At 64.1% G+C, this 19,152-nt stretch carries 19 protein-coding genes; 7 read left to right on the top strand and 12 right to left on the bottom strand.

The window, feature by feature from the left end:
• Window positions 1-2 precede the first annotated feature (2 nt).
• The 9 genes from EV669_RS00575 to gpmI form a co-directional block, all read right to left on the bottom strand.
• Window positions 3-1,376, bottom strand: a complete 1,374-nt coding sequence (locus EV669_RS00575; protein WP_132097619.1) for a cytochrome ubiquinol oxidase subunit I — start codon at window positions 1,374-1,376, stop codon at window positions 3-5.
• 48 nt (window positions 1,377-1,424) lie between these two features.
• Window positions 1,425-2,111 carry a DUF1264 domain-containing protein gene (locus EV669_RS00580; protein ID WP_082446431.1) on the bottom strand — a complete coding sequence of 229 codons (687 nt, stop codon included), beginning with the start codon at window positions 2,109-2,111 and terminating at the stop codon, window positions 1,425-1,427.
• A 124-nt stretch (window positions 2,112-2,235) separates the two neighbouring features.
• Window positions 2,236-2,715 carry a DUF456 domain-containing protein gene (locus tag EV669_RS00585; RefSeq protein WP_132097620.1) on the bottom strand — a complete coding sequence of 160 codons (480 nt, stop codon included), beginning with the start codon at window positions 2,713-2,715 and terminating at the stop codon, window positions 2,236-2,238.
• Window positions 2,716-2,808: 93 nt separating this feature from the next.
• Entirely contained in the window at window positions 2,809-4,863 is a 2,055-nt protein-coding gene (gene ppk1, locus EV669_RS00590; RefSeq protein WP_054285454.1) for a polyphosphate kinase 1, read from the bottom strand.
• 50 nt (window positions 4,864-4,913) lie between these two features.
• Entirely contained in the window at window positions 4,914-5,189 is a 276-nt protein-coding gene (locus tag EV669_RS00595; RefSeq protein WP_054285455.1) for an oxidative damage protection protein, read from the bottom strand.
• A gap of 86 nt (window positions 5,190-5,275) precedes the next feature.
• Complete coding sequence (gene argA, locus EV669_RS00600) at window positions 5,276-6,583, bottom strand: amino-acid N-acetyltransferase (RefSeq protein WP_132097621.1); 1,308 nt, start codon at window positions 6,581-6,583, stop codon at window positions 5,276-5,278.
• A 145-nt stretch (window positions 6,584-6,728) separates the two neighbouring features.
• On the bottom strand, window positions 6,729-8,186 hold the full coding sequence (locus EV669_RS00605; protein ID WP_235445462.1) for a S41 family peptidase: 1,458 nt from the start codon (window positions 8,184-8,186) through the stop codon (window positions 6,729-6,731).
• 25 nt (window positions 8,187-8,211) lie between these two features.
• Window positions 8,212-9,522, bottom strand: a complete 1,311-nt coding sequence (locus EV669_RS00610; protein WP_132097622.1) for a peptidoglycan DD-metalloendopeptidase family protein — start codon at window positions 9,520-9,522, stop codon at window positions 8,212-8,214.
• Window positions 9,519-11,045: a 2,3-bisphosphoglycerate-independent phosphoglycerate mutase gene (gene gpmI, locus EV669_RS00615; protein ID WP_132097623.1), complete on the bottom strand. Its 1,527-nt coding sequence runs from the start codon at window positions 11,043-11,045 to the stop codon at window positions 9,519-9,521. Before gpmI ends, EV669_RS00610 begins: the two co-directional genes overlap by 4 nt.
• Before the next feature lie 102 nt (window positions 11,046-11,147).
• Between gpmI and EV669_RS00620 the strand changes: the two genes are divergently transcribed.
• Window positions 11,148-11,444 (top strand): ArsR/SmtB family transcription factor, encoded by a 297-nt coding sequence (locus tag EV669_RS00620; protein ID WP_054285459.1) that lies wholly within the window; start codon window positions 11,148-11,150, stop codon window positions 11,442-11,444.
• Window positions 11,445-11,544: 100 nt separating this feature from the next.
• Here EV669_RS00620 and EV669_RS00625 read toward each other — a convergent pair whose 3' ends face one another.
• Window positions 11,545-12,000: a DUF4442 domain-containing protein gene (locus tag EV669_RS00625; RefSeq protein ID WP_054285460.1), complete on the bottom strand. Its 456-nt coding sequence runs from the start codon at window positions 11,998-12,000 to the stop codon at window positions 11,545-11,547.
• Between the two features lie 91 nt (window positions 12,001-12,091).
• Window positions 12,092-13,447, bottom strand: a complete 1,356-nt coding sequence (gene xseA, locus EV669_RS00630) for an exodeoxyribonuclease VII large subunit (RefSeq protein ID WP_054285461.1) — start codon at window positions 13,445-13,447, stop codon at window positions 12,092-12,094.
• 381 nt (window positions 13,448-13,828) lie between these two features.
• Between xseA and EV669_RS00635 the strand changes: the two genes are divergently transcribed.
• From EV669_RS00635 to adk, 6 genes are read left to right on the top strand one after another with little or no spacing between them, the layout of a single operon-like run.
• On the top strand, window positions 13,829-14,452 hold the full coding sequence (locus EV669_RS00635; protein WP_054285462.1) for a MotA/TolQ/ExbB proton channel family protein: 624 nt from the start codon (window positions 13,829-13,831) through the stop codon (window positions 14,450-14,452).
• The gene (locus EV669_RS00640; protein ID WP_054285463.1) at window positions 14,449-14,868 is read left to right on the top strand and encodes an ExbD/TolR family protein; all 420 of its coding nucleotides are present in this window, start codon (window positions 14,449-14,451) and stop codon (window positions 14,866-14,868) included. Before EV669_RS00635 ends, EV669_RS00640 begins: the two co-directional genes overlap by 4 nt.
• Window positions 14,865-15,884: a tetraacyldisaccharide 4'-kinase gene (gene lpxK, locus EV669_RS00645; RefSeq protein ID WP_132097624.1), complete on the top strand. Its 1,020-nt coding sequence runs from the start codon at window positions 14,865-14,867 to the stop codon at window positions 15,882-15,884. The genes EV669_RS00640 and lpxK overlap by 4 nt, the downstream gene beginning before the upstream one ends.
• Window positions 15,874-16,056: a Trm112 family protein gene (locus tag EV669_RS00650; protein WP_054285465.1), complete on the top strand. Its 183-nt coding sequence runs from the start codon at window positions 15,874-15,876 to the stop codon at window positions 16,054-16,056. Before lpxK ends, EV669_RS00650 begins: the two co-directional genes overlap by 11 nt.
• Window positions 16,053-16,820: a 3-deoxy-manno-octulosonate cytidylyltransferase gene (kdsB, locus tag EV669_RS00655; protein WP_055434190.1), complete on the top strand. Its 768-nt coding sequence runs from the start codon at window positions 16,053-16,055 to the stop codon at window positions 16,818-16,820. Before EV669_RS00650 ends, kdsB begins: the two co-directional genes overlap by 4 nt.
• A 53-nt stretch (window positions 16,821-16,873) precedes the next feature.
• Window positions 16,874-17,530 carry an adenylate kinase gene (gene adk, locus EV669_RS00660; protein WP_054285467.1) on the top strand — a complete coding sequence of 219 codons (657 nt, stop codon included), beginning with the start codon at window positions 16,874-16,876 and terminating at the stop codon, window positions 17,528-17,530.
• Window positions 17,531-17,596: 66 nt separating this feature from the next.
• On the opposite strand, the gene EV669_RS00665 is transcribed toward adk, so the two are convergent.
• On the bottom strand, window positions 17,597-19,135 hold the full coding sequence (locus EV669_RS00665; protein WP_132097625.1) for a sensor histidine kinase: 1,539 nt from the start codon (window positions 19,133-19,135) through the stop codon (window positions 17,597-17,599).
• Window positions 19,136-19,152: the final 17 nt, after the last annotated feature.

A 19,152-nucleotide genomic window follows, 5' to 3' on the forward strand; every position in this document is an offset into this window, starting at 1 on the left:
TGTCAGCGGTTGGGGATCACAGGCTGCGGCGTTTCGGCCTCGGCCTTGAAGGCTTCGCCATCCTTGCGCGCGGCCTGACGTGCCAGGTAGAAGAGCACTGCGATGTACGAGGTGATCAGGAACAGATAAAGCAGGATGTACAGCGTCAGTGAGGTGCCGATCAGCGGCGCCGGCACCTTGGAGGCGGCCTCCGACGTGCGCAGGATGCCGTATACCAGAAAAGGTTGCCGGCCGATTTCGGTAACGTACCAGCCTGCCAGCACCGCCACCCAGCCTGAGAAGGTCATTCCCACCAGCGTGCGTGCCAGCCACGGCCGGGGTTCTCCCCGCCGCCGCAGTTGCCACGCGCCCACCCACGACACCAGCAGCATCAGCATCGCCACCCCCACCATGATGCGGAAGGCAAGAAATACCGGCAGCACCGGCGGATGGGCATTCGGAAACGCTTCCAGCCCTTGAATCTCGCCCTTGAAGTCGTGGGTGAGGTAAAACGAAGCCAGACCGGGGATGGGGGCGACCAGCTCCCAGTCATTGCGCGACTCCACCTCGTTCGGCCAACCGAACAGCACTGCGGGCAGGCTGGTGCCGGTCTTCCAGATACCTTCCATCGCGGCGATCTTGGCCGGCTGGTGTTCCAGCGTGTTCAGTCCGTGCAGGTCACCCACGACGATCTGTGCCGGGATCAGCATCGCTCCCAAGAACACACCGGTGCGCAGCGCAGCGCGAACATCGCCGCCACGGTCGCCACGTAGCCAGCGGTAGGCGGATAGGCCGGCCAGCAGAAAGGCGATGGTCAGGCCGGAGGCCAGCAGCATGTGGGTGAGCCGGAAGGGGAAAGAGGGATTGAAGATCACCTGCCACCAGCTCACCACATGGATCTTGCCATCGATGATCTCGTGGCCGGTGGGCGTCTGCATCCAGGAGTTGAGGGCCAGAATCCAGAAGGTGGACAGGGACGTCCCCACCGCCACCAGCACTGTGGCCAGGGTATGCACCCGCGGACTAACGCGGTTGGAGCCGAACAGCATGATGCCGAGGAAGGTGGCCTCGAGGAAGAAGGCCGTCAGCACTTCATACCCCAGGAGCGGGCCCGCCACGTTGCCTGCCCGGTCCATGAAGCCGGGCCAGTTGGTGCCAAACTGGAAGCTCATCGTGATGCCGCTGACCACCCCGACGGCAAACGACAGTGCAAACACCTTCACCCACAGCCGGTAGGCATCCATCCAGGCTTCGTCACCTGTCTTGGCCAGCTTGCGCTTGAAGTACACCAGTACCCAGGCGAGCCCGACGTTGATCGCGGGGAAAAGAATGTGAAAACTGATGTTGAGGCCAAACTGCACACGCGCCAGCAACACCGGGTCAACGGTGGAAAACATGTTTCGATGCTCCTCGAGTGTGTCCGAACCGATCGGGCTTGCAACGTCTCAGCGCGGGGCCGGGCGTGCAGCCGGGGCGAGGCTCTGGCGCTCGCTCCGCTTTTTGTTGGCGTCGATGCCCAATCTCTGGTCGCGCTGGCGCACCAGCTCGGCACTGGCCTCGCCGTCGCGCACGAAGTTGTCCAGAAGATGGGCCTCCCCCACAGGCAGGGCACTGCCGCTGCGTCCGGGGCCGCCGGTGTTCCATAGCTGCCAGGTCTTGCTGTAGGCAGCGATCTTGTCCTTCATCAATGCCTTTTCCGCCACGGCCGGCACCCCGGGTGCCACCAACTGGCCCGACAGGATGGCGTAGCCCAGCGGAGACCACAGCGGCTTTTCCGCGGGCGCGAGCGCCTCGTAGAGCTTGGCCGAAATGATGTACTGAACGCCGCTGAGGCGTGCGCCACGCCCGTTGCCGTCGTAAAGCACGCACTGCGCGAAATCTTGATTGACCTGCTCGCAGTACTGATGGGTCTCGTTCTGCTGGGTCGGGTCAGTGCGTTGGCGCTGCAGCCCTACCAAATAGACGTTGATGTCCTGCAGTGGGCTGTCGCCCTGCATCCAGCGGGCGCTGTTCTCCAGCACGCGCGTCTTGAGTGTCTTTTCGGCGCCCGGTAGTGGCGCGGGCGCGGTCTCGGCGGCAGCGGGCAGGGCCATGCAGGCCAGCCACAGCATCGCGGCACAACGGTTGGACATGGGAAAGGGCCTCGGGTTGCACGACAGTCATCTGCTCGGTGAGGCAAGCACTGTGCCGTCCGACGGGCCGGGGAAGAGGAATGCGGCTTCGGCCAACCTTGTGGCAAGGTTGGCCGAAGCGGGGTCAGAACCACCAGCCGAAGGCGAAGGTGGTCAGCATGGCCAGACCGATGCCGACCTTGGCCACCGTGCCGATGATGAAGCCGATGAAGGTGCCGATCCCAACCTTGCCGGCCTGCAGCAGGTCGCGGCGTGCCAGATATTCACCGGTTGCCGCGCCGACCAGCGGGCCCAGGATCACGCCGGCCAGCCCCAGGATCAGCCCGACGATGCCGCCGATGGCAGCCCCCCACAGCGCTTGCCGGCTGGCCCCGGTGGCACGGGCCCCCAGCACGCCGGCAAGGAAGTCGATCAGCAGGCCCAGTGCAGTCAGCACCGCCAGCGCAATCAGGATGGGCGCGCCCACATGGACGAAACCGTCCATCCAGGCCGCGAGGAAAAAGCCTGCCAGAACCAGCGGCAGGCCAGGCAGTGCGGGAAGAAAGGTACCAGCCATCCCCACGACGACCAGCATGATGGCGGCAAGATAGCCCAGCCACTCCATAGATGTCTCCTCATGATGCTGTCTTGAGAAGATATGGCAAGGGCGGCATGCGGCAAGTTCCGCAGTGCCGCCCCTGTGTGGCAGGCTGGACCGTCAGTGAGCGTATTCGGCCAGCAGCTGGGCCTGCGCGCAACGCAGACGGCCACGCGTCTGGCGTCGGCGATAGCTGCCGTCCGGCTGCATCTCCCACGCGTTGCAGTTGTCTTCCAGATACAGCTTCAGGCTTTCCTTGATCAGCCTGCGCTTGATGCGTGCGTCCAGTACGGGAACGCAGGTTTCGATGCGGCGGAAGAAGTTGCGGCCCATCCAGTCGGCGCTGGCGATGAACACATCTTCCTGCCGGTCGTTAAAGAAATAGAACACGCGCGGGTGCTCGAGGAAGCGTCCGACGATGGAGCGCACGGTGATGTTGTCCGAAAGCCCGGGCACGCCCGGACGCAGCGCGCACACGCCCCGCACGATCAGCTGGATCTTCACTCCGGCCTGGCTGGCTTTGTAGAGCGCGTGGATCACCTGCGGCTCCAAAAGGGCGTTCATCTTGGCGATGATCTGTGCTGGCCGGCCCGCTTCCGCGTGCTCGGTTTCGCGGGCGATGGCAGCCATGATCATGCTGTGCAGGGTGAAGGGCGACTGGTACAGATGCTTGAGCTGGCTGGCTCGTCCCAGGCCCGTGAGCTGCACAAAGATATCGTTCACGTCGCTGGCGATTTCTTCATTGCAGGTCATCAGGCCGAAGTCGGTGTACAGGCGTGCGGTGCGCGGGTGGTAGTTACCGGTGCCCAGATGGACGTAGCGGCGCAGGCCGTGTTCCTCGCGGCGCACCACCATCAGCATCTTGGCGTGCACCTTGTAGCCAAACACGCCGTACACCACGTGTGCCCCGGCATCCTCCAGCCGGCTGGCCCAGCTGATATTGGCCTCTTCGTCAAAACGCGCCATCAGCTCCACCACCACCGTCACCTGCTTGCCGGCACGGGCGGCGGCGATCAGCGACTCCATCAGCACCGAGTCGGTCCCGGTGCGGTATACCGTCATCTTGATGGCCACCACCTGCGGATCCAGCGCGGCCAGATTGAGTAGATCAATCACCGGCTGGAAGCTCTGGTACGGATGATGCAGCAGCACATCCCCCTGACGGATGGCATCGAATAGGCTGGCCTTCTTCTGCAGCGAGGGCGGCAGGGTGGGCGTGAAGGGCGGGAACTTCAGCTCCGGCCGGTCGATCAGGTCCGGCACCTGCATCAGGCGCACCAGGTTCACCGGACCATCCACACGGTAGATGTCGCGCTGCTCCAGGTTGAACTGCGTCAGCAGGAATTCCTCCATGTGCTGCGGGCAGTTGTCGGCGATCTCCAGCCGCACGGCATCGCCGAACTGGCGCTGCCGCAATTCCCCCTGCAGCGCGGTACGCAGGTTCTTGAGGTCTTCGTCCTCGACGTTCAGCTCGCTGTCGCGGGTGACACGGAACTGGTAGCACCCCTTTACCGCCATGCCTAAAAACAGCTCGTGTACATGGGCATGCAGGATCGAGGACAGGAACACCAGCATCAGCTTGCCTTCCGACAGCTCGGCCGGCAGCTTGATCACCCGTGGCAGGATGCGCGGTGCCTGTACGATGGCGATGCCGGAACGTCGGCCGAAGGCATCGCGGCCTTCCAGCTCCACCGCGAAGTTAAGGCTTTTGTTCAGGACCTTGGGGAAGGGATGCGATGGGTCCAGACCGATCGGCGTCAGGATCGGCATCACTTCGCGGAAGAAGTAGTCGCGCACCCATTGCCGCTGCTCGGCGTTCCACTCGTCACGCCGCAGGAAGACGATGTTCTCGTCGCGGAAGGCCGGGAACAGCACCTCGCGCATTACGGCATACTGGTCGCGTACCAGTGCATGGGCCGCGCCGGAAACCATGTCCAGCGCCTGGCGTGGTGTGCGGCCGTCCGGCAGCAGGCGCTCGGGAGTGTGGCGCGCGCAGGCCTTTAGCCACGCCAGCCGGACCTCGAAGAATTCGTCCAGGTTGGAGGAGACGATGCACAGGAACTTCAGGCGCTCCAGCAGGGGCAGCTGAGGATCTTCGGCCTGGGCCAGAACACGACGGTTGAACTCGATGACGCCGAGTTCGCGGTTGAGCAGGAGGTCTTGCGGCTGTGACATGGCAACGGGTTTCGGATGAAAAAAAGCCCTCCTGAAGGAGGGCCGGTCGATCAGGATTGGGCCGGTGGCGTAAAGCCGGCCGGTGCGTCGGCCCCTTGGCCGAAGAAGTACGCTTCCATCTGTTGGGCCAGGTACTGGCGTGCGCGGGCGTCCGCCAGATTGAGCCGGTTTTCGTTGATGAGCATGGTCTGGTAGCGTAGCCACCCCTGCCAGGCTTCCTTCGAAACCGAATCGTACACGCGCTTGCCCAGTTCGCCCGGCAGCGGCGGGAAATCCAGGCCTTCGGCCTCGCGGCCCAGTTTCACGCAGTTGACCATTCGCGACATTCGGTTTTCCTCACACGGTTCAGATGACAATTTACTACGGTATTGTGACACAGCGATGAACGTGCAGCTATGGCACGTCACCTGCCTCACAAGGGTTTGATGAACACCTTGGAGCGGCGCTGCGTATTGTAGAGACGCTGCCGGGGCGGGGGCAATTGGCTGGGGTCGGCCGGGCTGAAGCCGCGTTCGACGAACCAGTGTGCCGTCTGGGTCGTCAGCACGAACAGGGCATGCATGCCGCGCAGCCGGGCTTTCTGTTCTACATGGTGCAGCAAGGTCTCGCCAAAGCCCGCATCGCGCTTGTCCCGCGACACCACCAGACAGGCCAGTTCCGCCATGTCACTGCCAGGGAAGGTGTGCATCGCCACGCAGCCATACACCTTGCCATCGTGCTCCAGCACCGAATAGCAGTCGATCTCCATCTCCAGATGCTCGCGGCTGCGCTTGACCAGTACCCCTTGTTCCTCAAGCGGACGGATGAGCGCGATGATGTTGCCGATGTCCTCGATGCCGGCGTTACGCACTTTCACCAGCGGATCGCGCGACACCATTGTGCCGTTGCCGCCGCTGGTGAAAAGCTCCACCAGAAGGGCGCCGTCTTCCCGGTGGCTGACGAGGTGGGCACGTGGCACGCCCTCGCGTACCGCGCGCACCGCACAGGCCAGATAGGCGCAGACATCCACCGGCTGTGTGTTCCGCGCCAGCAGGTCTTCTGCCTGGTGGGCGTTGAGCGTGCTCACGAACTGGCCTTCCGGTCCGGTTACCCCGCGGCTCTCGATCAGGAAGATCAGCTTCTCCGCCCGCAGGGCGCTGGCGGTCTGTGTGGCCACTTCCTCCATCATCAGGTTGAAGACCTCGCCGGTGGGGGAATAGCCGATCGGTGAGATCAGCACCAGTTCGCCGGTGTCCAGCCGCTGGTTGATCGCCTCGGTGTCGATACGCCGCACCTGCCCGGAATAGAAATAGTCCACGCCGTCGATCACCCCGAGTGGGCGGGCGGTGAGCACGTTGCCGCTGGAAACCCGCAGGTGAGCGTTGTGCATCGGTGAGTTGGGCATGCCCATCGACAGCGCGGCCTCGATCTCGTAGCGCACCATGCCCTGAGCCTGCTTGACGGCCTCCAGTGTCGGCGCATCGGTGATGCGGCGGCCGTCGTGAAAACGCGGCATCAGCCCGTTGCGCGCCAGCAGTGCGGCGATTTGCGGCCGCCCGCCATGTACCACCACCACGCGCACGCCCAGGCTGACCAGAAGGTTGATGTCCTGGGCCAAGCCGGCCAGGTTGCCACCGGCCACCGCCTCGCCGCTCAGTGCGATCACGAAGGTCTTGCCGCGGAAGGCATTGATGTAGGGTGCGGCTTCGCGGAAGGAAAAAACGAATTCCTGCGTCAACATCGGTACTGAGGCTCCGGCGGATGGGAAAACGGCTGACAGGAAAGGGTAACAGGAAAGCGCAGTGCCGGCAGCCGGCGCGTGGTGATCAACCGCTGCCGGCCAAAGAAAAGGCCGCCCCGTGGGGCGGCCCGGCAGGTGGAGCGGCTCAGTTGCCCTTTTTCAGCAGGATCTGCTGCACCTTGAGGATATTGAGTGCCTGGCCCAGCTGGTAATCGGAACGCGGGTTGGGGTCGCGCGGGTTGGCCGAAGCCTCCTCGCCCTTGTCGTTCCGGTCCTGCTTGTCTTTGCCGCGCGGGGCGCTGTCCTCCGGCGACCTGAGAGGCGTGCCGCTGTCGGGGGCAGGTTTGGCCGGCACCTTGATCACCGTTACCTCGCCACTGTCATTGTTGCGCAGATGGTTTTCCAGATCGGCCTCACGGATGCGCAGCGCCTGTTCGGCATTGGTGATCGTGGCGTCCTCCACCACCACATCCGGCGTGATGCCCTTGGCTTGGATCGAGCGGCCACTCGGCGTGAAGTAACGGGCAGTGGTCAGTTTGATCGCCCCCGAGTTGCCCAAGGGAAGGATGGACTGCACCGACCCCTTGCCAAAGCTCTGGGTGCCCACGATCACCGCACGCTTGTGGTCTTGCAGGGCACCGGCCACGATTTCGGAGGCCGAGGCGGAACCACCGTTGACGATCACTACCATCGGTACCGTCTTGGCATAGGCCGGCAGGCCGGCAAGCGGGTCGCTGCCGTTCAGCCGCTTGTAGTTCTGCGGCGAGGCCGTCAGGCGCATTTTGGCGTCACTGGCACGCCCTTCGGTGTACACCACCAGTGCGTTGCCCGGCAGAAAGGCCGAGGCCACGCCTACGGCACCGTTGAGCAGACCGCCCGGGTCGTCGCGCAAATCCAGCACCAGCCCCTTGGGCGGCGTCTTGTTCTCCCGCGCAAGGTTCTGCAGCGCCTGGTTGAGATTCTCCACCGTGTGTTCCTGGAACTGCGCCAGCCGGATATAGCCGTAGCCTGGCTCCAGCAGCTTGTATTTCACGCTCTTGGTCTTGATGACAGCGCGGGTCAGGGTAACCACGATCGGCTTTGGCTCGTTCTTGCGTGCCAGCGTCAGGGTAACCTTGGTGCCGGGCTTGCCGCGCATGCGCTTGACGGCATCGTTGAGCGACAACCCGCGTACCGGCGTATCGTCGATCTTGACGATCAGGTCACCGCTCTTGATGCCGGCGCGCTGGGCCGGGGTGTCCTCGATCGGGGACACCACCTTGACCAGGCCATCCTCGGCACCGATCTCGATGCCCAAGCCGCCAAACTCGCCTTGGGTGCCTTCCTTCAGCTCGCGGTAGGCCTCGGGGTCCAGGTAGTCCGAATGCGGGTCGAGACCGGACAGCATGCCCTTGATCGCCTCGCTGATCAGCTTTTTGTCGTCGACGGGCTCGACGTATTCCTGCTTGATGCGGCCGAACACTTCGGCAAAGGTGCTCAGCTCGTTGAGCGGCAGGACGGCCTTTTCCTTGTCGGCAAACGCCTGGAAGCTGATGGTCAACGCACCACCGGCCAGGGCGCCGGCCATCAGTAGCGCCAGTTTCTTCAGTCGTGGACTGCTCATGATCGTTGGAAGTCTCCGTGGGGCCTCAGCGGGCCCAGGATAAAGGATTGACCGGACGGCCCATGTGGCGGATTTCAAAGTACAGGCCGCTCTCGCCGCTGTCCAGTGTGCCGGAGCTACCGAGGCTGTCGCCCGCATGCACCGTCTGACCTGCGGATCGGGCCACGTTGCCCAGCCCGGTGTAAACGGTCATGTAGTTGCCGCCATGGTCGACGATGACTGCGTTGCCAAAGCCGCGCAGCCAGTCGGCATAGACCACCTGACCGTCGGCCACCGCCCGGACCGGCTGACCCGGTGCAGTGCGGATGAAGAGGCCCTTCCAGGTAGTACCTTCGTTGCGGGCCGCTCCGAAGCGTCCGGCGATCTCGCCGGCCACCGGCAGCTTCATCCGGCCCTGCAGGCTGCGGAAAGCCTTGCCGGCTGCGCTGCTGTCGGCCACCTCTTCGACAGGCTCGACGGCCACGGGTTTCTCGGCCTCCTTCGGCACCGGCTTGCCCGCCTTGCGGGCATCGGCCGCCAGCTTGCGCCGCCGCTCGTTTTCCTTCTGGGCGGCCTGTTGCCGGGCCTTGCGGGCTTCTGCCACGCGCCGAGCCTCTTCCTTGCGGCGCGCTTCGATGGCGGCATTGATCTGTGCGATCAGTGCCGTCAGACGCTTCTCGTCTTCCTTCAGGGTCACCAGCCGGTTCTGTTTGGCACTGATCTGGCTGGTGAGCTGGGAGATGTGCTGCTGATAGGTTGCCTGAGTGGCCTCCAGCGACTGCTTCTCCCGGCTCTTGAGCTGGGAGAGGGTGCTCAGCCGGGCGATTTCCGCCTCCAGGGCTTGCGATAGCTGTTCCAGCTCGCCGCGCCGGGCGGCAAGGTCGTCGATCAGTTGCTGCTGGGCGCGGGCGATGTGGCGATAGTAGGTGAGGTCGCGCCCGGCTTGGTTCGGATCGCGCGCATTGAGCATCAGCCGCATGGCGTCGTGCTCACCGGTCTTGTACTGGCGCGCCAGCATTCGGCCAACCTTTTCCTGAGCCAGCGCCACCTTGTGACGGGTGCTGTCGATCAGTGCACGCAGCTCCGCCAATTGCTGCGCGGAGGTCTGGTGCCGGGCTTCGAGCTGGTTGAGCGAACTGCGGGTTTCAGCCAGTGCCTCCTGTGACTGCCGGATGGCGCTTTGAGCTTCCTCTTTGACAGCCTGCTTCTGGGCGATGTCCTTCTGCAGGGCGTCGATTTCCTTGCGCACGCTCTGCAGGGTCTGCTGCTGCGGAGCCGGATTCAGCGGCGCCGGCGGCGCAGCGGGGGCCGCCAGCGCCACGCCGCTTGCCAGTACAAGAAGGAAGGCGGTTTTCACTTGAATTCGATCAGCGATTGGCCGGTCATTTCTGCCGGCTTGTCCAGGCCCATCATGGCCAGGAGTGTGGGCGCGATATCGCGCAGCGATCCGCCCTCACGAATGGTAGCCTGCCGGCCTACATAGAGGAAGGGCACCTGTTCCAGTGTGTGCTGGGTATGCGGTTGGGCGTTCTGGTGGTCGTGCATCCGTTCGCAGTTGCCGTGGTCGGCGGTGATCAGCACTTCGCCCCCAGCGGCCAGCATGGCTTCCACGCACTGGCCCACGCAGGTGTCCAGCGTTTCCACCGCCTTGACTGCCGCATCGAAGACGCCGGTATGCCCCACCATGTCGCCGTTGGCGTAGTTGCAGATGATGGCCTGGTAGCTGCCGGAGGCGATCGCTTCCAGGATGCGGCGGGTGACCTCCGGCGCGCTCATCTCGGGTTGCAGGTCGTAGGTAGTCACCTTGGGTGATGGCACGAGAATGCGTTCCTCGCCCGGATAGACTTGTTCCTCGCCACCGTTGAAGAAGTAGGTGACATGCGGGTACTTCTCGGTTTCGGCGATGCGCAGCTGCCGCAGGCCGAGGCTGGAGAGGTATTCGCCCAGGCCGTTGTGGATTTTCTGCGGAGCATAGGCTACCGGATGGCTGTAGGCCTCGCCGTACGAGGTTAGGCTGACGAAGCGGCCCAGCCGTGGCTGCCTGGCGGCAAAGCCATCGAATGCAGGATCGGTCAGCGCGCTGGTGAACTGCCGTGCACGGTCGGCGCGGAAGTTCATGAAGATGACCACATCGCCGTCGGTCATGGGCACCGGAGCGCCAATGGTGGTGGCGCTGACGAATTCGTCGTTTTCGCCCCGTGCGTACGCTTCGGCCAACCCTGCCAGCCCGCTGGAGGCATGGAAGAGGCCGACACCGTCCACCACGCAGTGGTAGGCCGGTTCGACACGCTCCCAGCGCTTGTCGCGGTCCATGGCCCAGTAGCGGCCGCACATCGTGGCCAGCCGGGCATTCGGGCACGCGGCCAGCACTGCTTCCAGGCGTTCCAGGTAGAGGCGGGCGCTTTGCGGTGGGGTGTCGCGTCCGTCGAGGAAGGCATGAATCAGAATGCTCTTTACGCCGGCCGCCTGTGCCGTGCGGATCAGGGCATGGATGTGGTTCTCGTGGCTGTGTACGCCCCCATCCGAAAGCAGCCCGAGGACGTGCAGGGTGTGACCGGTGGTGGCGGCACTGTCGATGGCTTCGCGCAGCACCGGGTTCTCCCCGAAGTGCCCGGCTTCGATGTCGCAGTCGATGCGGCTGATGTCCTGCTGCACCACACGGCCGGCACCGATGTTGAGGTGGCCGACCTCGGAGTTGCCGAACTGGCCGCTGGGCAGGCCGACGAACCCTTCCGAAGCGTTGATGGTGCCATAGGCATACAGCTGGCGCAGGCGGTCGAGGTTGGGGGTGCGGGCGGCGGCGATTGCGTTGTCGTCCCCGTCGAGGCGGTGGCCAAAGCCGTCCAGGATGAGCAGCAGCGCAGGTTTGATCGTGGTCATGTGTGTTGCAACCGGTATATTAGAAATTCTTGATAATGAAGGTTTTTGTCGCTATTATTGTAACGCAAACCCAACCAATAAAATGAAACGGGAGCTACGGCTTTGCTTTTCAACGACGATCAGGTCGAGCAAACATCCCGGGCGATGAAGGCGATGTCCCACCCCCTGCGCCTTAAGATCATCTCGGTATTGGCAGACCAGGAAGTAAGCGTGCAGGACATTGTGGAGCAGGTCGGCACGTCCCAGAGCAACATCTCGCAGCATCTGGCGATCATGCGAGACAAAGGGGTGCTGCGCACGCGCAAGGATGCCAACCGGGTCTTTTACCGGGTGGGCGACATCCGCACGCTGGAAGTGCTGAAGATGATGCGTGAAGTCTTCTGTGGCTTCGGCGACTGATGCGCTTTGCCGACAGCCCTGATGCACGCGGCCCCCTGACCGCTTTTTCCCGGCCCCGTCAGGCGGGCCGGTGGCGGCTGCCTGGCCGCCATGCCTGGCGTTAACGCGGCTTCTTGCGCTTGACGTACAGCGTTTTGTGCACCCGTGCCACCACTTCTCCGCTGGCATCCACCACATCCACCTGCAGCTCCGGAAAATACTTGTCCCCGCCAGCAGTGTGCGCGCGGATAGATTCCAGCGCGGCCTCCTCCAGCGTGAAGCGGGCGCTTACCACTCCCCGCCCGGGCTTGATGTATTCGATCCGCCCAGCCTTATCCCAGACGTAGTAGTCGCTGCCCAGAGTGTGCATCAGCATCAGCATGAAGAAGGGGTCGGTCATCGCGTACAGGCTTCCGCCGAAATGCACGCCCACATAGTTGCGGTTGGTCAGCCCAAGCCGCATTGAAACCACGATCTCCCGCCAGTCCGGGCGGATATGGCGTACGCGGATGCCGGCGCCGAGGAAGGGTGGCCAGAGGTTGATGAGCAACGAGATCAGGCGGGGGGAAGGTTTCATTGATATCGATCAAACGGTTGTTTGAAAGCCATCGTCGAAAAAATCCCCGACCCTGTCAAGCATCGGTCCGGTGAGACGCTCCACTTCAGGCTCAGAAAGGCAGCTCTGTCTGCTGCCCGGGGGCCAAATCGATCCGTGCGCCCGCGTCCCCTTCGGCCAACCTGAGCGTCACCGCCTCACCATGACGCAACTGTGCCGGGGACTTGACCGGTGTGCCGTCCCGCTTCTGCACGATGGCGTATCCGCGGTTGAGCACGGCTTCGGGGTTCAGTGCGGCCAGGGTGGCGTCGAGGCGCTCGATCTTGCCCTGATGCCGGTGGATGAGCTGATGCACGCCGCGCGCCATGCGATCGGCAGCGTGCCCTAGAGCGGCGTAGCGCACGGCCACGTCCGGACGCTGTCGCTCCAGTCGGTGGGCGGCGCGTTCCACGGCCCAGCGTCGGGCCTCCAGCAAGGTCGTCAGCCGTTCCTTCAGTCGTGCTTCCAGGCTGTGCAGGCGCTCCGTCTGTCGCTGTAACTTTTCGCGCGGATGCACCAGACGCCGGGCCAGATAATCAAGCTGCTGCGTTTTGTCGGTGAACAGGCGTGCCCACGCGCGCTCCAGCCTGCGGCGGCCCATTTCGGTATTGAGCAGCAGCTGCTCCCGGTTGGGCGAGACCAGCTCCGCCGCTGCGGTCGGGGTGGGCGCCCGCTGGTCGGCCACGAAATCGCAGATGGTGAAGTCGGTTTCATGGCCGACGCCGCTGATAACCGGCAGGCGGCTGGCTGCCACCGCCCGCGCCAGCACCTCCTCGTTGAAAGCCCACAGGTCCTCAATGCTGCCCCCGCCACGGCAGACGATGAGCACATCCACCTCATTGCGGCGATTGGCGGCGGCCACCGCTTCGGCCAACCTTGCGGCTGCCCCATCGCCCTGGACCGGGGCAGGGTAGAGCACGACGGGAATCGATGGCATCCGGCGGCGCAGTGTGGTCACCACATCGCGCAGCGCCGCGGCTGCGGGCGAGGTGACGATGCCGATGGCCCGCGGATGGGCCGGCAGGGGCCGCTTGCGCTCTGTGGCGAACAGCCCTTCGGCGGCCAGGCGCGCCTTCAGACGCTCGAAGGCCTCGAAGAGCCGGCCCAGGCCCGCGGTTCGCAGCGTCTCCACATTGATCTGGAAATCGCCGCGCGCCTCGTAGAGCGTCACTTGCCCCTTCAACTCCACCTGCAAGCCTTCGCGCAACTTCAGCCCCAGCGCGGCTACCCGGTTGCGAAACATTACGCATCGGAGCTGGGCCGAGGCATCCTTCAGCGAAAAGTAGGCATGGCCTGAAGCGGCCAGGGTGAGGTTGGATATCTCGCCGCTGATCCAGGCGGGCGGAACCCCTTCCTCGAGCAGCTGCCGTGCCAGGCGGTTGAGTTCGGAGACGCTGAGCACATCATGAGCGGGGTCAGCAAAAAGCATTGTTGTCAAGTCATCCACAGCAGGAAAAATTGGACCCCAGCGCGGATGCTGGGCTGTGCAAAGGCACACAAGATTTCAATAGCATTCTTCTAAAACCTTTATTTTTCAAAGAGTTAATATAAAAGCCCATTTTCCGGGCAAACCAGCAGCAAGCCTTGACTGGCGGCCTTCGGCAGGCATTATCACCGGCTAATCCACAAAGTTATCCACAGGTTTTGTGGATGTCCGGAAAATTTCTTTAAAAAATCACGGTTTAGAGAGGTTTGTTGAAACCGGTTGGTAACAGTGCATATGGTGTGCCTGCACCGGCCGGCAAGAGTTGCCGATCAGGGGGGCGAACGGCTAAAGTTTAGCGTTTTCATCGTGGCGGGAGAATGACTCGTGTGGGCCATCATTGAAGCGGCCGGCTGGCCGATCTGGACCATCATTACCGCGTCGGTGGTGGCGCTGGCCATCATTCTGGAGCGGCTCTACAGCCTGCGTACCGCTGCCGTGGCCCCGCCCGGTCTTTTGGCGCAGACGGTGCAGGAATACCGCAACGGCGGCGCAAGCGGCGACATGCTGCAGCGGCTGGCGGCCCATTCGCCACTTGGCCGGCTGTTTGCCGCCGGCTTGCGCCAGGTGGGCCGATCCCGCGAGGTCATGAAGGAGTCGCTTGAGGACGAGGGGCGGGTGGTGGCGCACGAGCTGGAAAAATATCTGACAACGCTGGGGACGATTGCCGCCATGGCGCCTCTGCTGGGACTGCTGGGCACAGTGGTGGGCATGATCGCCATTTTCGGGTCGCAGGGTCCTGCCGGGACCGACCCACGCCAGCTGGCGCATGGCATTTCCGTCGCGCTCTACAACACCGCCTTCGGTCTGGTGGTGGCCATTCCCAGCATGATGTTCTACCGCCACTTCCGTGCCCGGGTGGATGCCCTGCTGGTGGACATGGAAGCCCAAGCCATCCGGCTGGTGGAGGTGGTGCACGGCGAACGCAGCAACGAGGCGGGCCGGGCATGAACTTCCGACGCCAGCGGCAGCGGGAAGAACCGGAAATCAACTTCATCCCGTTGATCGATCTTCTTCTGGTCATCCTCATCTTCCTGATGGTGACCACCACCTACTCGCAGTTTGCCGAACTCCAGATCAACCTGCCTGGTGCCGCCTCAGCGGAGCAGTCTCCTGCGGAGAGCCGTGAGATCGCGGTGGCTGTGGCGGCCGACAACAGCGTGCGCGTGCAGGGCGCCTCGGCCGTGGTGTCCGGCCCGGCCCTCGTGGCTGCGCTGCGTACGGCTTCGGCCAAGCTCAAGGACCCGGTGGTGGTGGTGCATGCCGATGCGCGCGCCACACACGAAGCGGTGGTGAGGGTGATGGAGGCTGCCCGCGAGGCCGGCCTCACGCAGCTGACCTTTGCCACCCGGGTCGACACTCCGTGAAGGCGCTGACCGAACACTGGTATCGGCCGCGCCCTTGGCTGACAGCCCTTCTGGCTCCGCTGGAAGGGCTTTTTGCTCTGGCCAGTCTGACGCGGCGTTTGCTTTACCGGACCGGCTGGCTGAAGACGGTCAGGCTGCCAGTGCCGGTGGTGGTGATCGGCAACATCAACGTCGGTGGAGTGGGCAAGACGCCGGTGGTTGAGGGGCTGCTGCGCCAGCTTCGCGCACGCGGCGTGGCGGTGGGGCTGGTCAGCCGCGGCTACGGGGGCAGCCACGCTACCCCAACACGGGTGACGACGGACAGCGATCCTGCCGTGGTTGGGGACGAGCCCTTGCTGCTGGCTGCCACCGGCGCCCCGGTAGTGGTCGGGCGCGACCGCGTCGCGGCCGCACGCCATCTGCTGGAAATATACCCGGACACCGCACTCATCCTTGCTGACGACGGGTTGCAGCACTATCGGTTGGGCCGCACCTTGGAAATCGTCGTACTCGATGCGGCGCGCGGGGCCGGCAACGGCCATCTGCTGCCCGCCGGCCCCTTGCGCGAACCTGTCAGCCGCTTGCGTACGGTGGACGCTGTCGTCCTCAACGAGGGTACGGGCGTGGCCACCTGCGCCCCGCTGGCACTGCCTCAGGCCCTGCCTCAGTTCCGGATGCGCCTCATGGCCGGTGCGCTGGAAAGCCTGGCCCAGCCTGGCCGACAGGCTACACCCGCCGACTTTGCAGGGCAGAGGGTGGTGGCTCTGGCCGGCATCGGCCACCCCGAACGCTTCTTCGACACGCTGCGCCAGCAGGGGCTGGAACTGTCGCGCACGCTGGCGTTTCCCGACCACCATCCCTACAGTGAGGCGGACATCCCGGCCGAGGCCGGTGCCGTCATTGTCACCACCAAGGACGCGGTCAAGTTGCAGTGCGTCAATCGTGCTAGACTATGGCAGCTGCCTGTGCGGGCGGAATTTTCACCCGATCTGGCTGACTGGATACTGAAGCGCTTGAAAAGAGACCATGGACGCTAAATTCCTCGACATTCTCGTCTGCCCGCTGTGCAAGGGCCCGCTCAAACTGGACAAAGCCCGGCAAGAGTTGGTGTGCCCCGGCGACCGCCTCGCCTATCCCATCCGGGATGGCATTCCGCTGATGCTGGAGAGCGAGGCCCGTGAGCTGGCCCCCGAGGAAGAGGTGAAATGACAGGGTTCGTGGTCGTCATTCCTGCCCGTTTGGCGTCCAGCCGTCTGCCCAACAAGCCGCTGGCCGACATCGGCGGGCTGCCGATGGTGGTGCGAGTGGCCAGGCAGGCTGCCCGAAGCAGGGCCGCGCGTGTGGTAGTGGCCACCGACCACGTCTCTATTGCCGATGCCTGTGCGGAACACGGGGTGGAAGCGCTCATGACCCGCATCGACCACGCCAGCGGTACCGACCGTCTGGCGGAAGTGGCAGCACTGCTCGGGCTTAAGGCCGGAACCGTGGTCGTCAATGTGCAGGGCGACGAGCCCCTGATCGATCCTGCTGCCATCGACCGCCTGGCTTCTCATGCAGCTGCCAGCGCTGCCCCCGTTTCTACCCTGGCCCATCCAATCAAGGACACCACCGACTTCTTCAACCCCAACGTGGTCAAGGTGGTGACGGATGCGGCGGGCCGGGCGCTATATTTCAGCCGGGCACCCATCCCTTTTGCCCGGGATGCGTTTGCACACCAGACAGACGCGTTGCCTGCCGGCCTACCGGCCCTGAGGCACATTGGCCTTTATGCCTACAAGGCAGGCTTTCTTGCCACCTACACCACACTGACGCCAGCCCCGCTGGAAACCTTCGAAGCGCTGGAGCAGCTGCGGGTGCTGTGGCATGGCCACGGCATCGACGTGGTGGTGCTCGATGAAGCGCCCCCGGCCGGTGTGGACACGCTTGCCGATCTGGAACGGGTGCGGGCGCTGGTGGCTGCCGGCGCACCCTGAGTCCCGGCTGGACGTAACCAACAGACAACAGATACTACAACGGGAGTTTTCGCATGAGACTGATTCTTCTGGGTGCACCCGGCGCAGGCAAGGGCACGCAGGCCAACTACATCCGGGAAAAATTCGGCATTCCGCAGATTTCCACCGGCGACATGCTGCGGGCGGCAGTCAAGGCGGGCACACCGCTCGGACTGGAAGCCAAGAAGATCATGGACGAGGGCGGTCTGGTGCGTGATGACATCATCATCGGCCTGGTCAAGGAGCGCATTGCCGAGCCGGACTGCGCCAACGGCTTTCTGTTCGACGGTTTCCCGCGCACCATCCCGCAGGCCGAAGCCATGCGTGACGCCGGCGTGAACATTGACTACGTGGTGGAAATCGACGTGCCCGATATGCTGATCGTTGACCGCATGTCGGGCCGCCGCGTACACGTTGCCTCGGGCCGTACCTACCACGTCCGCTTCAACCCGCCCAAGGCGGAAGGTGTGGACGACGTGACCGGCGAACCGCTGATTCAGCGCGACGACGACAAGGAAGAAACCGTGCTCAAGCGTCTGGCCGTATACCACGAGCAGACCGAAGTGCTGGTAGGCTTCTACCGCAAGATGGCCGAAAGTGGTGATGCCTCGGCACCCAAATACGTCAAGATCGACGGCACGCAGTCGGTAGACAAGGTGCGGGACGAGGTGCTGGCGGCCTTGGGCGCTTGATGCCGTCTCTTCGCTGCCGCAAAGCAGCCTGACGTCACGGACAACGGAGCCTTCGGGCTCCGTTTTTCATGCGTCTTCGGTCCCACGGCGACGCTGCGGTGCCAGCGTCGGCAAGGTGAGCGTGTAGGTAGTGCCGTGGCCCGGCTGGCTTTCCATGTGGATATCCCCGCCCAATTCCTGCCGCACCAGCATGCACACGATCAGCAGTCCCGGCCCGACGGCGCCCTGAGTATCTTCCTCGGGCGTGGGGCAGCTGGTCTCGAACCACTGCCGGGCGTGTTCCGGCAGGCCGGCCCCGTTGTCTTGAATGACCAGACGTACCGCATCGCCATCCTGTCGTGTCCCGCGGATCACCACCTCGCCGTAGCGTGCATGGTGAGTGAAGGCATGTTCCAAGGCATTGCTGACCAGCTGGATGATGACTTGGGCAAAGGTGCCGGGGTAGCTGTTGAGGACAAGGTCGGCCGGACAGTCCAGCTTCAGCTCCGCCGGCAGCGGACTGTAGCCTGCCCGCAGGCACGTCAGCAGGTCGTTCAGGTAATCCTTGAGCTGGAAATCGCGGCGCGGATTGTGTTCCTGGTCGAGGGCGATCTGTCGCAGGCTGCCCACCAGGGCGGAGATCTGCCGGGTATGTTCGAGCAGGGCAAGGCTGCAGCCTTCGGCATCGCGGCAATAACGGGCCAGTGGGCCGCTGTCGCCGGTATCCGGGAGCGTTTCGTACAGCTCATGGGTAGCGGCGTGCAGTTGGGTACTGAGGTCGAGTGAGGACCCCGCCGCAGAATGGATGGCACTGGCGACACCCGCCGCCAGTCGCCCGATCGCTGCTGGCTTTTCGCTGCGTACCACCAGCTGGCGCGCGGCACGCCAGCTGCGCCGGCTGTCCTCGGCCTGTCGGCGCGCGGTATCGAGTGCGGCCTCCGCAGCCTGGCAGCGGTTGTCGCTGGCAGCGAGCCGCTCGCTGATTCTGCGGCAGCTCTCGGCCAGCGGGAGCAGCTCTTCGCGGTGAGGCTGCCAGTCGGGGAGGGGGGCGCCGGGCTGCGCCAAGGCATCCAGCACCTGTCTGAGGCGGATGAGCGGTCGCTCCGTCACCCGCTGCCACAGCCAGGCGAGCGCGCCGAGCAGGAGCAGATTGGTCAGGATAACGGCGACAGCCAGCCAGCCCAGGCGGGCCTGATCGGCTTCGGCCAACCCCTGATGGCTGAGGTAGACCCAGGCTTGTGCGAGAGGCTCTCCGCCTTGGTAGATGATGGGAAGGGTCAGGACCTCATCGGCACCCGGCCGCTCGCTGGGAGCGAGGTCACGGATGGCTTCGCCGTCGCGCACCCGCCCGAGCCGCAGTCCGGCATCACCTACGAGCTCGATCGCCAGCACTCCTGGGGTTGAGAGTTCGGCATCAAGGTTTTCCACGATCAGCCGTTCATCCAGCTGCCAGACCACCGGCGGCAGGGTACGCGTCAACCGGGCCTTCAAGGCAGCACGATTGGCGGTGTAGAGCGCCTGGCTCTCGTTCTGGGTGCACTCATAAGTCAGCCAGGCCATGGGCACCAGCACCAGATTGCACAGCACGAGCAGCAGGACAGTAAGCGAGCGGTATAGGCTGTTCATCGGCGCTTGCGGAATGA

The sequence above is a fragment of the Gulbenkiania mobilis genome (genome assembly GCA_004346645.1).
In the GTDB taxonomy this organism is placed as follows: domain Bacteria; phylum Pseudomonadota; class Gammaproteobacteria; order Burkholderiales; family Chromobacteriaceae; genus Gulbenkiania; species Gulbenkiania mobilis.

Excerpts from the sequence above, each read along its gene's own strand:
- EV669_RS00595 (WP_054285455.1), bottom strand. The coding sequence starts at position 5,189 with ATGTCGCGAATGGTCAACTGCGTGAAACTGGGCCGCGAGGCCGAAGGC.
- adk (WP_054285467.1), top strand. The coding sequence starts at position 16,874 with ATGAGACTGATTCTTCTGGGTGCACCCGGCGCAGGCAAGGGCACGCAG.
- EV669_RS00575 (WP_132097619.1), bottom strand. The coding sequence starts at position 1,376 with ATGTTTTCCACCGTTGACCCGGTGTTGCTGGCGCGTGTGCAGTTTGGC.
- EV669_RS00665 (WP_132097625.1), bottom strand. The coding sequence starts at position 19,135 with ATGAACAGCCTATACCGCTCGCTTACTGTCCTGCTGCTCGTGCTGTGC.
- EV669_RS00580 (WP_082446431.1), bottom strand. The coding sequence starts at position 2,111 with ATGTCCAACCGTTGTGCCGCGATGCTGTGGCTGGCCTGCATGGCCCTG.
- gpmI (WP_132097623.1), bottom strand. The coding sequence starts at position 11,045 with ATGACCACGATCAAACCTGCGCTGCTGCTCATCCTGGACGGCTTTGGC.
- kdsB (WP_055434190.1), top strand. The coding sequence starts at position 16,053 with ATGACAGGGTTCGTGGTCGTCATTCCTGCCCGTTTGGCGTCCAGCCGT.
- argA (WP_132097621.1), bottom strand. The coding sequence starts at position 6,583 with ATGTTGACGCAGGAATTCGTTTTTTCCTTCCGCGAAGCCGCACCCTAC.
- ppk1 (WP_054285454.1), bottom strand. The coding sequence starts at position 4,863 with ATGTCACAGCCGCAAGACCTCCTGCTCAACCGCGAACTCGGCGTCATC.
- EV669_RS00640 (WP_054285463.1), top strand. The coding sequence starts at position 14,449 with ATGAACTTCCGACGCCAGCGGCAGCGGGAAGAACCGGAAATCAACTTC.
- EV669_RS00605 (WP_235445462.1), bottom strand. The coding sequence starts at position 8,186 with ATGAGCAGTCCACGACTGAAGAAACTGGCGCTACTGATGGCCGGCGCC.
- EV669_RS00585 (WP_132097620.1), bottom strand. The coding sequence starts at position 2,715 with ATGGAGTGGCTGGGCTATCTTGCCGCCATCATGCTGGTCGTCGTGGGG.
- EV669_RS00650 (WP_054285465.1), top strand. The coding sequence starts at position 15,874 with ATGGACGCTAAATTCCTCGACATTCTCGTCTGCCCGCTGTGCAAGGGC.
- EV669_RS00625 (WP_054285460.1), bottom strand. The coding sequence starts at position 12,000 with ATGAAACCTTCCCCCCGCCTGATCTCGTTGCTCATCAACCTCTGGCCA.
- xseA (WP_054285461.1), bottom strand. The coding sequence starts at position 13,447 with ATGCTTTTTGCTGACCCCGCTCATGATGTGCTCAGCGTCTCCGAACTC.